Source organism: Streptomyces sp. NPDC101776, assembly GCF_044766845.1.
Classification (GTDB): domain Bacteria; phylum Actinomycetota; class Actinomycetes; order Streptomycetales; family Streptomycetaceae; genus Streptomyces.
Genome location: NZ_JBIWMV010000008.1, coordinates 37,089 through 51,165 on the forward strand (window position 1 = coordinate 37,089; position 14,077 = coordinate 51,165).

Genomic DNA, 14,077 nt, shown 5'->3' on the forward strand with positions numbered 1-14,077 from the left:
TCGTTCGAGTGAAGCCGCCGCCGAGTGACACGGCGGTAGGCGCCCGGCGGATTCTCAGCCGCTCTCAGCCGCCCACCGCCGCTCTCAGCCGCCCTCCGTCGGCACGATGTCCGGCGCCCCCAACCGCGCCGCGTCCGCCGTCAGGTCGTCGGGCTGGCGTTGCGACTCGCGCTCGGCCTCGACCCGCTTCTCGTAGTGCTCGACCTCGCGCTCGATCTGGTCCTTGTCCCAGCCGAGCACCGGTGCCATCAGCTCGGCGGCCTCACGGGCGCTGCGCGTGCCCCGGTCGAAGGTCTCGATCGAGATGCGGGTACGGCGGGTGAGGACGTCGTCCAGGTGTCGTGCGCCCTCGTGCGAGGCTGCGTAGACGATCTCCGCGCGCAGATAGTCGTCGGCGGCCTGGAGGGGTTCGCCGAGCGTCGGGTCCTTGGCGATGAGGTCGAGGACCTCCTCCGCCATCGACCCGAAGCGGTTCAACAGGTGCTCCACGCGCACCACATGGATGCCGGTCTTCGAGGCGATCCTCGCCCGCGCGTTCCACAGCGCGTGGTACCCCTCCGCGCCGAGCAGCGGCACGTCCTCGGTGACGCACTCGGCGACCCGCATGTCGAGCCCGTGCACCGCCTCGTCCACGGCGTCCTTGGCCATCACCCGGTACGTCGTGTACTTGCCGCCCGCCACGACGACGAGCCCCGGCACCGGATGCGCGACGGTGTGCTCGCGCGACAGCTTGCTGGTGGCGTCCGACTCGCCGGCCAGCAGGGGCCGTAGACCCGCGTACACGCCCTGGACGTCGTCTCTGGTCAGCGGCACCGCGAGGACCGAGTTCACGTGCTCGAGGAGGTAGTCGATGTCGGCGCTGGACGCGGCCGGGTGGGCCTTGTCGAGGTCCCAGTCGGTGTCGGTGGTGCCGACGATCCAGTGCCGGCCCCACGGGATGACGAACAGCACGGACTTCTCGGTGCGCAGGATCAGTCCGCTGGTGGAGTTGATGCGGTCCTTGGGCACGACGAGGTGGATGCCCTTGGAGGCGCGGACGTGGAACTGTCCGCGCTCCCCGACCATCGCCTGGGTGTCGTCGGTCCACACACCCGTCGCGTTCACGATCTGCTTGGCGCGGATCTCGTACTCGCCGCCCGCCTCGACGTCCTTCACCTTGGCGCCGACCACCCGCTCGCCCTCACGCAGGAAACCGGTCACCCGCGCGCGGTTGGCGACTTTCGCGCCGTACGACGACGCCGTGCGCACCAGGGTGGCCACATAGCGGGCGTCGTCCATCTGGGCGTCGTAGTACTGAAGGGCCCCCACCAGGGCGTCCTTCTTCAACGCGGGTGCCACGCGCAGGGCGTGACGGCGACTCAGGTGGCGGTGGGTGGGCAGACCCCGTCCATGGGCGCGGGCCATGGACATCGCGTCGTAGAGCGCGACGCCCGACCCGGCGTAGAGGCGCTCCCAGCCCTTGTGCTGGAGGGGGTACAGGAACGGCACCGGCTTCACCAGGTGCGGGGCGAGCCGCTCCAGGAGCAGTCCGCGTTCCTTCAGGGCCTCGCGGACGAGTGCGAAGTCGAGCATCTCCAGATAGCGCAGACCTCCGTGGATGAGCTTGCTCGACCTGCTGGACGTGCCCGAGGCCCAGTCGCGCGCCTCGACCAGTCCCGTGGACAAGCCGCGGGTCACGGCGTCCAGGGCGGTGCCCGCGCCGACCACTCCTCCGCCCACCACGAGCACATCCAGTTCGTGCTCGGCCAATCCCGCCAGTGCCTCGGCTCGCTGCGCCGGACCCAGTGTCGCTGTCCTCACCGCTGCCTCCCGCTATCGGTAGCGCCGGCCGCACCCGTTCGGCGAAGCCCGGTTCGTTTCCCTCCTGCCCAAATTCTGACCGGGTTGCCCGACTTCAGCCACCACTCGCCCCCAGCCTGTGGACAACAATCACAGGACCGCCGAGAAACACAGCCGTCCAATCCCGCATAACGGTCATATTTACTCCTAGTCTGACATTGCGCTCGCTCGTTCTGTCCACAGGGCTTGCGCACCTGTCCCGCTTCGGTTATTGGGAAGGACGGCCCACGCCATGCCCGCAGATCTCGCCGTCATCGGACTCGGTCCTCTCGGCCTGCCCCTGGCCCAGGCCGCTGTCGCCGCCGGTATCGCCACGGTCGGCTTCAAGACCGGCCCTGAGGTCGGCTCCCTCAGCCCCGCCGAACTGCGCCGGATGCTCTCGGGGGGCTTCCGGCCGGCCACCGACCCCGCCGAGCTCGGCCGCGTACGTACCGCCGTGATCTGCGCGCCCACCCCCCGGGACGCCGACGGCGGCCTCGACCTCAGCCAGATCGAGACGGCCGCCCGCGCCCTCGCCACGCACCTGCGCCCGCACACCACGGTGATCCTGGAGTCACCGGTGCACCCCGGCACCACCGAGACCTTCCTGCGCCCCCTCCTCGAAGAGGGATCGGGCCTCCGCGCGGGCCGCGACTTCCACCTCGCCTACTCCCCCAGCCGAGTCGACCCCGGCAACCGCGACTTCACCCCGGCCAACACTCCCAAGGTGATCGGCGGCCTGACCCCGGCCTGCACCGAGTCCGCCGCCGCCTTCTACGGCCGTCTCACCGACAAGGTGGTACGCGCGCGTGGACTGCGCGAAGCGGAAACCGTGCAGCTACTGGAGACCAATTTCCGGCACGTCAACATCGCCCTCGTCAACGAAATGGCCGTCCTGTGCCACGACTTGGGCGTCGACCTGTGGGACGTCATCCGCTGCGCGGAGACCAAGCCGTTCGGCTTCCACGCCTTCCGCCCCGGCCCCGGCGTCGGCGGCCACGCCGTCCCCCAGGACCTGACGGGCCACGGCCCCCGCCCCCTCCGCATGGTCGAGCTCGCCCAGCAGGTCAACAACCAGATGCCCCGCTACGTCATCCAGCGCGCCGCCACGCTCCTCAACGAGCACGGCAAGTCCGCGCGCGGGGCCCGCGTCCTCCTCCTCGGCGTCACCTACAAGGCCGACCTCGCCGACCAACAGGGCACCCCCGCCCAGGAGATCGCGATCCGCCTGATGGAGCTCGGCGCCTCCGTCAGCTACCACGACCCCCACATCCCCTCCTGGAGCGTCCTGGACCGCCCGGTCCCCCGCGCGGACTCCCTCTACGAGGCGGCGGCCGACGCCGACCTGACGATCCTGCTCCAGCAGCACCGGACGTACGACCTCCAGGGCCTGTCGGTGAAGGCGCAGTTGTTGCTGGACACGCGCGGGGCCACACCGACGGGTGCGGCACACCGGCTCTGAGCACGAAAACGACTGGTCACAGGGCCATGTCCACCTGCTAATCTCCCCACACTCGTCGCACAGGTGTCTCATATCCGTGCGCACGCATCTTCCGCATCACCTTTGTGTCGTCACATCCCGTGGGGGGATTTCTGTCATGAGCCAGTCAGCCACGCCACCACAGCAGCCACAGCCGCAGCCCGAGGCGCCGGCCCAGCCGCAGGCGCCCGCGCCCACGCCCGCACAGCCGCAGCCGCAGCCGCAGCCGGTCGACGGCAACCCGTACGCCCAGCAGCCCGGCGCCGTACCGCCGCCTCCGGCCCCGAGCGCGCCGTACGCCCCGCCCGCGCCCCCGAAGAACAACATCGCGCTCGGCCTGGTCGCCGCCGTCGGCGCCGCGCTGGTCGCCGCCGGCGTCTACGGCTTCGTCATCGGCACCACCAAGCACGAGATCGGCTGGGCGGCGATCGGCGTCGGCTTCGTCATCGGCCTCGCGGCGGGCAGGCTCGGCGGGCGCAATCCCGCGCTTCCCGTGGTCAGCGCGGTGCTGGCACTGGGCGCGGTCTACCTCGGCCAGCTGGTCGGCGACGCGATGTTCATCGCGGACGAGTTCGGCGTGAGCTTCGGCAAGGTCTTCTTCGACCACTTCGACGTGGTCCAGGACGCCTGGAAGGCCGACGCCGACCCGCTCACCTTCGCCTTCTTCGCCATCGCCGCGTTCGCCGCGTTCTCGGGGGCGAAGAAGGCCGCGCTCTGACCCCGGCGCACGGGTTGCGCACGGGGGCGCTTGGGGCGGGGTGTGCGTCGGGGGCTGGTGGCGTGTGGCGCGCGGCGCCGGTACCGTGAGAAGCAGGTGGAGCTCACCGCAGCGGGTACTGCGGTGAGCTCCTGAAAAGTGAACGGAGTGTCCACCCCTAGTTGGTATGGGGGTGGCCGCTCACTTTCCGCCGTACATCCACAAGATCCACCTCCTGCGTTGCTTCACCATCCGAAGACGGATCAGGTCCCAGCGGGTGAGCTTGCGGTGGCGACCCATGGGCGCCCCCTTCCTCGAGGCCGCCCATTAGCCCGGTAGGCGGTTCGTCTGGAATTCGGGCCGGGCCCCGAGAGCCCGGGTCCGGAACGATTTCCGTGGAAGGGGGCACCCCACACAACTGGGGCGCCGATCACGGACGTTACCGCCCCGACACGCCCCACCTGCGAATTTTCGCCCCGAACGCAACCGTGCGCCCCCAATCCCAACACGCGCCCCACCACCCCCACTTGGGCACACGAAAGGGCCCGGACCACCCAGGCCCGGGCCCTTCGAAGCGTCGTAGACCGCCTACCGCCTACCTCTTGTGCTGCGAGTCCGCCACCGTGACCTCGACGCGCTGGAACTCCTTCAGCTCGCTGTAACCGGTGGTCGCCATCGCGCGGCGCAGCGCCCCGAAGATGTTCATCGAGCCGTCCGGAATGTGCGACGGACCCGTGAGGATCTCCTCGATCGTGCCGACCGTGCCGAGGTCGACCTTCTTGCCGCGCGGGAGTTCCTCGTTGACCGCTTCCATGCCCCAGTGGTGGCCCTTGCCGGGGCCGTCCGTGGCGCGGGCCAGCGGGGAGCCCATCATGACCGCGTCCGCGCCGCAGGCGATCGCCTTGGGGAGGTCGCCGGACCAGCCGACACCGCCGTCGGCGATGACGTGCGCGTACCGGCCGCCGGACTCGTCCATGTAGTCGCGGCGGGCGGCGGCCACGTCGGCGACCGCCGTGGCCATCGGGACCTGGATGCCCAGCACGTTGCGCGTGGTGTGGGCCGCGCCGCCGCCGAAGCCGACGAGGACGCCGGCCGCGCCCGTGCGCATCAGGTGCAGGGCCGCCGTGTACGTGGCGCAGCCGCCGACGATCACCGGGACGTCCAGCTCGTAGATGAACTGCTTCAGGTTCAGCGGCTCGTGCGAACCCGACACGTGCTCCGCGGAGACCGTCGTACCGCGGATCACGAAGATGTCCACGCCCGCGTCGACGACGGCCTTGGAGAACTGGGCCGTGCGCTGCGGGGAGAGCGCGGCGGCGGTGACCACGCCCGAGTCGCGCACCTCCTTGATGCGCTGCCCGATCAGCTCCTCCTTGATGGGAGCCGCGTAGATCTCCTGGAGGCGGCGCGTCGCGGCGTCCGCGTCCAGCTCGGTGATCTCGTCCAGCAGGGGCTGGGGGTCCTCGTACCTCGTCCAGAGTCCTTCGAGGTTCAGCACGCCGAGGCCGCCGAGCTCGCCGATGCGGATCGCGGTGGCCGGGGAGACGACCGAGTCCATGGGGGCGGCCAGAAAGGGCAGTTCGAAGCGGTAGGCGTCGATCTGCCAGGCGATGGAGACCTCCTTCGGGTCCCGCGTACGGCGGCTGGGGACGACGGCGATGTCGTCGAAGGCATACGCCCGGCGGCCGCGCTTGCCGCGCCCGATCTCGATCTCAGTCACGTCTGTGGCCTTTCCTCTGCGTTTCAGCGTCTTCCAGTATCGCCGACGGGTACGACAAGGGCGGCCCCGGATGCTCCGGAGCCGCCCTCGACTCGGTTCACGCGCGCGTGGCGACTACTTGCTGCGGCTGTAGTTCGGTGCCTCGACCGTCATCTGGATGTCGTGCGGGTGGCTCTCCTTGAGGCCCGCCGACGTGATGCGGACGAAGCGGCCCTTGGTGTCCATCTCCTCGATGGTGGCCGCGCCCACATAGCCCATGGTCTGGCGCAGCCCGCCGACGAGCTGGTGCAGCACGTTGGCCAGCGGGCCGCGGTAGGGCACCTGGCCCTCGATGCCCTCGGGCACGAGCTTGTCGTCGGAGGCGACCTCGGCCTGGAAGTAGCGGTCCTTGGAGTACGACCGGCCCTGGCCGCGGGACTGCATCGCGCCGAGCGAGCCCATGCCACGGTACGACTTGAACTGCTTGCCGTTGATGAACTGCAGCTCGCCCGGCGACTCCTCGCAGCCCGCGAGCAGGCTGCCGAGCATCACCGCGTCGGCGCCGGCGGCGAGCGCCTTGCCGATGTCGCCGGAGTACTGCAGGCCGCCGTCGCCGATGAGCGGGACGCCGGCCGCGCGGGCGGCGAGGGACGCTTCGTAGATCGCGGTGACCTGCGGGACGCCGATGCCGGCGACGACGCGGGTCGTACAGATGGAGCCGGGGCCGACGCCGACCTTGATGCCGTCGACACCGGCGTCGATCAGGGCCTGGGCGCCGTCACGGGTGGCGACGTTGCCGCCGATCACGTCGACGTTCACGCTCGACTTGATCTTCGCCATCCAGTTGAGGGCGTTGCTGTTGTGGCCGTGCGAGGTGTCGACGACCAGGAAGTCCACACCGGCCTCGGCGAGGCCCTGGGCGCGCTCCAGCGCCTCGGGGCTGGCGCCCACGGCGGCGCCGACGATCAGGCGGCTCTCGGCGTCCTTGGCGGCGTTCGGGTACTGCTCGGCCTTGACGAAGTCCTTGACCGTGATGAGGCCCTTGAGGATCCCGGACTCGTCGACCAGGGGAAGCTTCTCGATCTTGTGGCGGCGCAGCAGCTGCATGGCGTCGGCGCCGGTGATGCCGACCTTGCCGGTGACCAGGGGCATCGGGGTCATGACCTCGCGCACCTGACGGGAGCGGTCGGTCTCGAAGGCCATGTCACGGTTGGTGACGATGCCGAGCAGCTTCTTGTTGCCGTCGGTCACCGGGACGCCGCTGATGCGGAACTTGGCGCACAGGGCGTCGGCCTCGGCCAGCGTGGCGTCCGGGTGCACGGTGATCGGGTCGGTGACCATGCCGGACTCGGAGCGCTTCACGAGGTCGACCTGGTTGACCTGGTCCTCGATGGACAGGTTGCGGTGCAGCACGCCGACGCCGCCCTGGCGGGCCATCGCGATGGCCATGCGGGACTCGGTCACCTTGTCCATCGCCGCGGAGAGCAGCGGGATGTTGACCCGGACGTTGCGCGAGATGCGGGACGAGGTGTCGACCGCGTTCGGCAGCACGTCGGACGCGCCCGGCAGCAGCAGCACGTCGTCGTAGGTCAGCCCTAGTGTCGCGAATTTGGCGGGCACTCCGTCGACGTTGGCAGTCATGACACCTTCCCCAAATGGCCTTGATCGGTGCGGATGTCCATGCTAACGGGAAGCAGGCGCCCCGAATTCCACGATTCCACGGCTACGGCTGACTCCGGGCTTCGTATGTTCGTACGGAACCGGGCGCCCGGCTGTTCAAAAAAGGTGGCGCCCGTACGGGTGCTACTGCTCGGCCAGTGCCCGCAACCGGCTCAGCGCGCGGTGCTGGGCGACCCGGACCGCGCCGGGTGACATTCCCAACATCTGGCCGGTCTCCTCGGCGGTGAGGCCGACGGCGATACGCAGCAGAAGCAACTCGCGCTGGTTCTCCGGGAGGTTGGCCATGAGTTTCTTGGCCCATTCGGCGTCGCTGCTGAGCAGGGCGCGCTCCTCGGGGCCGAGGGAGTCGTCCGGCCGCTCGGGCATCTCGTCGGACGGGACGGCCGTGGAGCCGGGGTGGCGCATCGCGGCCCGCTGGAGGTCGGCGACCTTGTGGGCGGCGATGGCGAAGACGAAGGCCTCGAAGGGGCGGCCGGTGTCCTTGTAGCGCGGCAGTGCGAGGAGGACAGCCACGCAGACCTCCTGGGCGAGGTCCTCCACGAAGTGCCGCGCGTCACCCGGGAGTCGGGACAGCCGGGTGCGGCAGTAGCGCAGTGCCAGGGGGTGGACGTGGGCGAGCAGATCGTGGGTGGCCTGCTCGTCTCCGTCGACCGCGCGAAGGACGAGTCCACCAATCGCCCCTTGGGCACTGGCCCCCTCGTCGTCACGCATCGGTCCATGGTGCCTTGTGGCCGAAGGGTCCGTGGCACCGCGTCCGTTGTTGTGCACCGAAGCGTTATGAGCAGGTGCGCCGGAACTCATCTCCTGCGCCCTCCCCTCCCGCTCGACCGACTCGTCCCCGAGGAACTCCACACCTCAAGGATGCGGCATCCGCGGCGAAACGAGCAGCGGGCGCCCGGCGGGCCCCTTCACCGTCCCCGCCCACCCGGTGGCGGGCGGGGATTCTCGTATCCCCGCTACGACCCACTGACCTGGCCCTAACGGACCAGGCCCCAGCGGAAACCGAGCGCCACGGCGTGTGCCCGGTCCGAGGCGCCGAGTTTCTTGAAGAGCCGCCTGGCGTGGGTCTTGACCGTGTCCTCGGAGAGGAACAGCTCACGGCCGATCTCCGCGTTCGAGCGGCCGTGGCTCATGCCCTCCAGGACCTGGATCTCGCGCGCGGTGAGCGTCGGTGCGGCGCCCATCTCGGCGGAGCGCAGCCGGCGGGGGGCCAGTCGCCAGGTCGGGTCGGCGAGGGCCTGGGTGACCGTGGCCCGCAGTTCGGCGCGCGAGGCGTCCTTGTGCAGATAGCCGCGGGCGCCGGCCGCGACCGCGAGGGCCACGCCGTCCAGGTCTTCGGCGACGGTGAGCATGATGATGCGTGCGCCCGGGTCGGCGGACAGCAGCCGCCGCACGGTCTCGACACCGCCGAGTCCGGGCATGCGGACGTCCATCAGGATGAGGTCCGAACGGTCGGCACCCCAGCGGCGGAGGACTTCCTCGCCGTTGGCCGCCGTCGTCACGCGCTCGACACCGGGCACGGTCGCGACCGCGCGGCGGAGCGCCTCTCGGGCAAGCGGGGAGTCGTCACAGACGAGGACGGATGTCATGGCCGCCCTCCGCAACTGATGCGCGTCACCTTGAGCCTCCAGGCTGGTACGAAATCGTCACCTGTGCGGTCGACCGTCTCGGACGCCTGCCCGAGCTCTTGTTGTTCTCAACCGCCTCGCACTCTCAACGACGGTCACTCGAAAGAGTTACGGGGCCGTGTGTCCTCTTCGGCACTCTACGTGAGGGTGCGGACACGGTGGAGGCATGCGGGGCCGACCCTCAAGCTTTCATCACAACCGGTGCCCCATTCAGCCCTATTTCTTCCCTTTTACTGGTGTCTGAGGCTAGATTCGCAATGAGTCATATTTTCATCTCCTTAGATCGTAGTTGTACGGTCGTGGACACCGTATCCGCCCATAACGGCTACAAGGGGTCACGCAATGGCAGATTTCTCCCGCCTTCCCGGACCGAACGCGGACCTGTGGGACTGGCAGCTCCTGGCTGCCTGCCGAGGGGTCGACAGCTCGCTCTTCTTTCATCCCGAGGGCGAGCGCGGTGCGGCACGAAGCGCTCGTGAGAACTCGGCCAAAGAGGTCTGCATGAGGTGCCCGGTCCGCGCACAGTGCGCGGCGCACGCGCTGGCGGTGCGCGAGCCGTACGGCGTCTGGGGCGGCCTGACCGAGGACGAGCGCGAAGAACTGATGGGGCGGGCCCGCAATCGGCTCGTGTCGGCCTCGGCGGCCGGCGGGGACTCCGCTTCGAACAACTGAAGGAACGTTTCCGCACGGATGGGCACGCACGCGCGTGCCCCTTACTTTTCGCGCCCCGGGCGTCCCGTCGCGGCAGCGCGCTCCAACTGGCCCAGGGTCGCCGCCACCGCCGGCACCCGCTCCAGGTCCGGCAGGGTGAGCGCGACGATCTCCCGCCGCACCGCCGGTTCCAGCGTCACCGTCCGCGCGCCCCGGGGCCGTACGGACTCGATGGCGAGCTGGGGCAGGACGGCGACGCCCAGGCCCGCGCTCACCAGGCCGACGACCGCCGGATAGTCGTCGGTCGCGAAATCGATGCGCGGGGTGAAGCCCGCCGTCTCGCACACCTCGACCAACTGGCCCCGGCAGCGCGGGCACCCGGCGATCCAGGGTTCGCGGGCGAGTTCGCCGATGGCGACCGACCCCGCGCGCGCGAGCCGGTGTTTTTCCGGGACCAGGGCGACCAGGCGGTCGCTGAGCAGCGGGCGGACCACCAGGTCGGACCAGTCCTCGGCGCCCGTGGCGGCCTCGTAACGGAAGGCCAGTGCCACGTCGCAATCGCCCTCCCGGAGGAGGTCGACGGAGTCCGGCGGCTCGGCCTCCTCCAGGGAGACGCGGGTTCCGGGGTGCGCGGCGCGCAGGGCGGCCAGTGCGGTGGGGACGAGCGTCGAGCTGCCGCTGGGGAAGGAGACCAGGCGGACCCGGCCGGCGCGCAGGCCCGCGATCGCTGCGACCTCTTCTTCCGCTGCCGTGAGGCCGGCGAGGATGCCCGCCCCGTGCCGGACCAGGGCCTCGCCCGCCTGGGTCAGGCGCATCTCGCGGCCGGTGCGGATCAGCAGCGGGGTGCCGACCGAGGTCTCCAGGGCCTTCATCTGCTGGCTCACGGCGGGCTGGGTGCAGCCCAGTTCACGCCCGGCCGCCGAGAAGGAGCCGGTGGCGGCGACGGCGCGCAGCACACGGAGATGTCGGGCCTCGATCATGTGTCGAGCATAAGTGCTTCTTTGGTACGGCGATGAAAAACGCGTCGCACCTTTGAGGTGATCTCGCCTACCGTGCCTCCATGAAGCTTCTCTCGCTGAATCTGGGCCGGGCCACGGCCGTGCCGTACACGGAGCAGCCCGACGGGGTGACCGGCATCGACAAGCGGCCGACCGGCGCGGCCGTGCGGGTGAGCGCGCCCGGGCCCAAAGGTGTCGCCGGGAGCGGGCTGGCCGGGGACGCGGTGTGTCACCGGCGCCACCACGGCGGCGACGACCAGGCGGTGTACGCGGTCGCGCGCGAGGATCTCGACGACTGGGAGCGGGAGTTGGGGCGCCCGCTGGCCAACGGCTCCTTCGGGGAGAACCTGACGACGCTGGGGCTCGACGTGTCCGGGGCGCGGATCGGCGAGCGCTGGCGGATCGGTTCCGAGGTGGTCCTGGAGGTCACCTGCGGGCGGATCCCGTGCCGTACGTTCCAGGACCATCTGGGCGAGCGCGGGTGGGTGAAACGGTTCACCGTGAAGGGGGCGCCGGGGGCCTATCTGCGGGTGATCGAGCCCGGTGAGATCCGGGCGGGCGACGCGATCGAGATCGTGCACCGGCCCGACCACGAGGTGACGGTGGCCCTCCAGTTCCGGGCCGTGACGACCGAGCGGGAGCTGCTGCCGCAGTTGCTTTTGGCGGGCGAGGCGCTGCATCCGGAGGCGCTGGCGCAGGCGCGGAAGTATGTCGCGGAGTACCCGGGCTGACCTGGCGCCACCGCCCGTTCGACGCGGTGTTCGACACGTGTTCGTCACGGATCGGGAGGCCCTGTGCAGAGATCGGACCGGCTCGCTCCGGGTCACTAATCTTGCGCCATGACAACGGCATTGATTACGGGATCGACCGCGGGGATCGGTGCCGCGTTCGCGCGGCGGCTCGCGGCGGACGGGCACAACCTCGTGCTGGTGGCGCGGAACACCGCGCGGCTCGGGGAGCAGGCGACCGAACTGCACGACCGGCACGGCATCGAGGCGGAGGTGCTGACCGCCGACCTCGCCACGGACGAGGGCATCGAGGCGGTGGCCGCCCGCCTCGCCGACCGCAAGCACCCCGTCGACCTGCTGGTCAACAACGCGGGCTTCGGCAACAAGGGCCGCTATCTCGACGTACCGATGGCCGACGAGCTGAGGATGCTCAAGGTGCACTGCGAGGCGGTGCTGCGGCTGACCGGCGCGGCGACCGAGGCGATGCGGGAGCGCGGGCGCGGCGGGGTGGTCAACGTGGCGTCGGTGGCGGCCTTCGTGCCGCGCGGGACGTACGGCGCGTCGAAGGCGTGGGTGGTGCAGTTCACCCAGGGGGCGGCCAAGGACCTGGCCGGGACCGGCGTACGGCTGATGGCGCTGGCGCCCGGTTTCGTACGGACCGAGTTCCACCAGCGGGCCGGGATGGGCACGGACAACATCCCGAACTGGATGTGGCTGGACGCGGACAAGCTGGTCGCGGCGGCGCTCGCGGACCTCGCGCGCGGCAAGTCGCTGTCGATCCCGGACCCGCGCTACAAGGCGCTGATGGGCCTGGTGAAGGTCACCCCGCAGGCGGTGCTGGGCGGGATCACGTCGAAGACCGGGCGGAAGTACGGGCCGCAGTGACGGCAGCCGTCCCGCTGACAGTGACGGCGACACGAAGGCCCGGCTCCCCCAGAGGGGCGCCGGGCCTTCGGTGTGTTACGGGGTCACCGACTCGCGTCAGTGGGAGTGGCCGTGACCACCGGCGGCCGGCTCCTCCTCTTCCTTCTTCTCTACGACCAGGGTCTCGGTCGTGAGGAGCAGGGAGGCGATGGAGGCGGCGTTCTCCAGGGCGGAGCGGGTGACCTTGACCGGGTCGATGACACCGGCCTTGACCAGGTCGCCGTACTCGCCGGTCGCGGCGTTGAAGCCCTGGCCGGGCTCCAGGTCGGCGACCTTGGCGGTGATGACGTAGCCCTCGAGGCCGGCGTTCTCGGCGATCCAGCGCAGCGGCTCGACGACCGCGCGGCGCACGACCGCGACACCGGTGGCCTCGTCGCCGGTCTTGCCGAGGTTGCCCTCGAGGACCTTGGCGGCGTGGACCAGTGCGGAGCCACCACCGGAGACGATGCCCTCCTCGACCGCGGCGCGGGTCGCGGAGATGGCGTCCTCCAGACGGTGCTTCTTCTCCTTGAGCTCCACCTCGGTGGCGGCGCCGACCTTGATCACGCACACGCCGCCGGCCAGCTTCGCGAGGCGCTCCTGGAGCTTCTCGCGGTCCCAGTCGGAGTCGGTGTTCTCGATCTCGGCCTTGATCTGGTTGACGCGGCCCGCGACCTCGGAGGAGTCGCCGGCACCGTCGACGACCGTGGTGTCGTCCTTGGTGACCGTCACGCGGCGGGCGGAGCCCAGCACGTCCAGGCCGACCTGGTCGAGCTTGAGGCCGACCTCCTCGGCGATGACCTGACCGCCGGTGAGGGTGGCGAGGTCGCCGAGCATCGCCTTGCGACGGTCGCCGAAGCCGGGGGCCTTGACCGCGACCGCGTTGAACGTGCCGCGGATCTTGTTCACGACCAGGGTCGACAGGGCCTCGCCCTCGACGTCCTCGGCGATGATCAGCAGCGGCTTGGAGGCGTTGGCCTGGATGACCTTCTCCAGCAGCGGCAGCAGGTCCTGGATGGAGCTGATCTTGCCCTGGTGGATGAGGATGTACGGGTCCTCGAGGACCGCTTCCATGCGCTCCTGGTCCGTCACGAAGTACGGCGACAGGTAGCCCTTGTCGAAGGCCATGCCCTCGGTGAAGTCCAGCTCCAGACCGAAGGTGTTGGACTCCTCGACGGTGATGACACCGTCCTTGCCGACCTTGTCCATCGCCTCGGCGATGAGCTCGCCGACCTGGCTGTCCTGCGCGGACAGACCGGCGACGGCCGCGATGTCGGCCTTGTCGTCGATCGGCCGCGCGGTGGCGAGCAGCTCGTCGGAGATGGCCTTGACGGCGGCGTCGATGCCCTTCTTCAGGGAAGCCGGGGAGGCGCCGGCGGCGACGTTGCGCAGGCCCTCGCGCACGAGCGCCTGGGCGAGCACGGTGGCGGTGGTGGTGCCGTCACCCGCGATGTCGTTGGTCTTGGTCGCCACCTCCTTCACCAGCTGGGCACCGAGGTTCTCGTACGGGTCGTCGAGCTCGACCTCGCGGGCGATGGTGACGCCGTCGTTGGTGATGGTGGGGGCGCCGAACTTCTTGTCGATGACGACGTTGCGGCCCTTGGGGCCGATCGTCACCTTGACCGTGTCGGCAAGCTTGTTGACGCCGCGCTCGAGGGCGCGACGGGCGTCCTCGTCGAACTTCAGGATCTTCGCCATGGGAGCGGTTCAGCCCTCTCGGAAAACGTGGGTGAAACGAACTACGCCCCTGACGCCCGGCTTCATAAGGTCGCGGGGGCCAGGGGCGTAGCTCACA

The 14,077-nt window shown here is 70.1% G+C and carries 12 protein-coding genes; 5 read left to right on the forward strand and 7 right to left on the reverse strand.

What is annotated here, in order from left to right:
- Nucleotides 1-84 precede the first annotated feature (84 nt).
- Nucleotides 85-1,800: a glycerol-3-phosphate dehydrogenase/oxidase gene (locus ACIRRY_RS24710; RefSeq protein WP_403976465.1), complete on the reverse strand. Its 1,716-nt coding sequence runs from the start codon at nucleotides 1,798-1,800 to the stop codon at nucleotides 85-87.
- 271 nt (nucleotides 1,801-2,071) lie between these two features.
- Here ACIRRY_RS24710 and ACIRRY_RS24715 point away from each other — a divergent pair, with 271 nt between their 5' ends.
- Nucleotides 2,072-3,280 (forward strand): nucleotide sugar dehydrogenase, encoded by a 1,209-nt coding sequence (locus ACIRRY_RS24715; protein ID WP_403976467.1) that lies wholly within the window; start codon nucleotides 2,072-2,074, stop codon nucleotides 3,278-3,280.
- A gap of 136 nt (nucleotides 3,281-3,416) precedes the next feature.
- Nucleotides 3,417-4,016 (forward strand): hypothetical protein, encoded by a 600-nt coding sequence (locus ACIRRY_RS24720; protein ID WP_403976469.1) that lies wholly within the window; start codon nucleotides 3,417-3,419, stop codon nucleotides 4,014-4,016.
- Between the two features lie 574 nt (nucleotides 4,017-4,590).
- Here ACIRRY_RS24720 and ACIRRY_RS24725 read toward each other — a convergent pair.
- The 4 genes from ACIRRY_RS24725 to ACIRRY_RS24740 all read right to left on the reverse strand — a co-directional run bounded on the left by ACIRRY_RS24725 (nucleotide 4,591) and on the right by ACIRRY_RS24740 (nucleotide 8,963).
- A complete protein-coding gene (locus tag ACIRRY_RS24725) occupies nucleotides 4,591-5,715 on the reverse strand; it encodes a GuaB3 family IMP dehydrogenase-related protein (protein WP_403976471.1) in 1,125 nt (374 codons plus the stop codon).
- 114 nt (nucleotides 5,716-5,829) lie between these two features.
- Nucleotides 5,830-7,335 carry an IMP dehydrogenase gene (gene guaB / locus ACIRRY_RS24730; RefSeq protein WP_403976473.1) on the reverse strand — a complete coding sequence of 502 codons (1,506 nt, stop codon included), beginning with the start codon at nucleotides 7,333-7,335 and terminating at the stop codon, nucleotides 5,830-5,832.
- Nucleotides 7,336-7,497: 162 nt separating this feature from the next.
- Nucleotides 7,498-8,085, reverse strand: coding sequence for a sigma-70 family RNA polymerase sigma factor (locus ACIRRY_RS24735; RefSeq protein ID WP_200715865.1), 588 nt, complete (start codon nucleotides 8,083-8,085; stop codon nucleotides 7,498-7,500).
- 266 nt (nucleotides 8,086-8,351) lie between these two features.
- The gene (locus tag ACIRRY_RS24740; RefSeq protein ID WP_003948568.1) at nucleotides 8,352-8,963 is read right to left on the reverse strand and encodes a response regulator transcription factor; all 612 of its coding nucleotides are present in this window, start codon (nucleotides 8,961-8,963) and stop codon (nucleotides 8,352-8,354) included.
- A gap of 381 nt (nucleotides 8,964-9,344) precedes the next feature.
- On the opposite strand from ACIRRY_RS24740, the gene ACIRRY_RS24745 reads away from it, so the two are divergent.
- Nucleotides 9,345-9,674 carry a WhiB family transcriptional regulator gene (locus ACIRRY_RS24745; RefSeq protein ID WP_403976475.1) on the forward strand — a complete coding sequence of 110 codons (330 nt, stop codon included), beginning with the start codon at nucleotides 9,345-9,347 and terminating at the stop codon, nucleotides 9,672-9,674.
- A 41-nt stretch (nucleotides 9,675-9,715) separates the two neighbouring features.
- Here ACIRRY_RS24745 and ACIRRY_RS24750 read toward each other — a convergent pair whose 3' ends face one another.
- Nucleotides 9,716-10,633 (reverse strand): LysR family transcriptional regulator, encoded by a 918-nt coding sequence (locus ACIRRY_RS24750; protein ID WP_403976477.1) that lies wholly within the window; start codon nucleotides 10,631-10,633, stop codon nucleotides 9,716-9,718.
- Nucleotides 10,634-10,713: 80 nt separating this feature from the next.
- Between ACIRRY_RS24750 and ACIRRY_RS24755 the strand changes: the two genes are divergently transcribed.
- Together ACIRRY_RS24755 and ACIRRY_RS24760 are read left to right on the forward strand one after the other, a co-directional pair.
- The gene (locus ACIRRY_RS24755) at nucleotides 10,714-11,382 is read left to right on the forward strand and encodes an MOSC domain-containing protein (protein ID WP_403976479.1); all 669 of its coding nucleotides are present in this window, start codon (nucleotides 10,714-10,716) and stop codon (nucleotides 11,380-11,382) included.
- A gap of 108 nt (nucleotides 11,383-11,490) precedes the next feature.
- Complete coding sequence (locus tag ACIRRY_RS24760; RefSeq protein ID WP_403976481.1) at nucleotides 11,491-12,264, forward strand: SDR family NAD(P)-dependent oxidoreductase; 774 nt, start codon at nucleotides 11,491-11,493, stop codon at nucleotides 12,262-12,264.
- Nucleotides 12,265-12,360: 96 nt separating this feature from the next.
- Here ACIRRY_RS24760 and groL read toward each other — a convergent pair whose 3' ends face one another.
- Nucleotides 12,361-13,980 (reverse strand): chaperonin GroEL, encoded by a 1,620-nt coding sequence (gene groL, locus ACIRRY_RS24765; protein ID WP_403976483.1) that lies wholly within the window; start codon nucleotides 13,978-13,980, stop codon nucleotides 12,361-12,363.
- Nucleotides 13,981-14,077 lie beyond the last annotated feature (97 nt).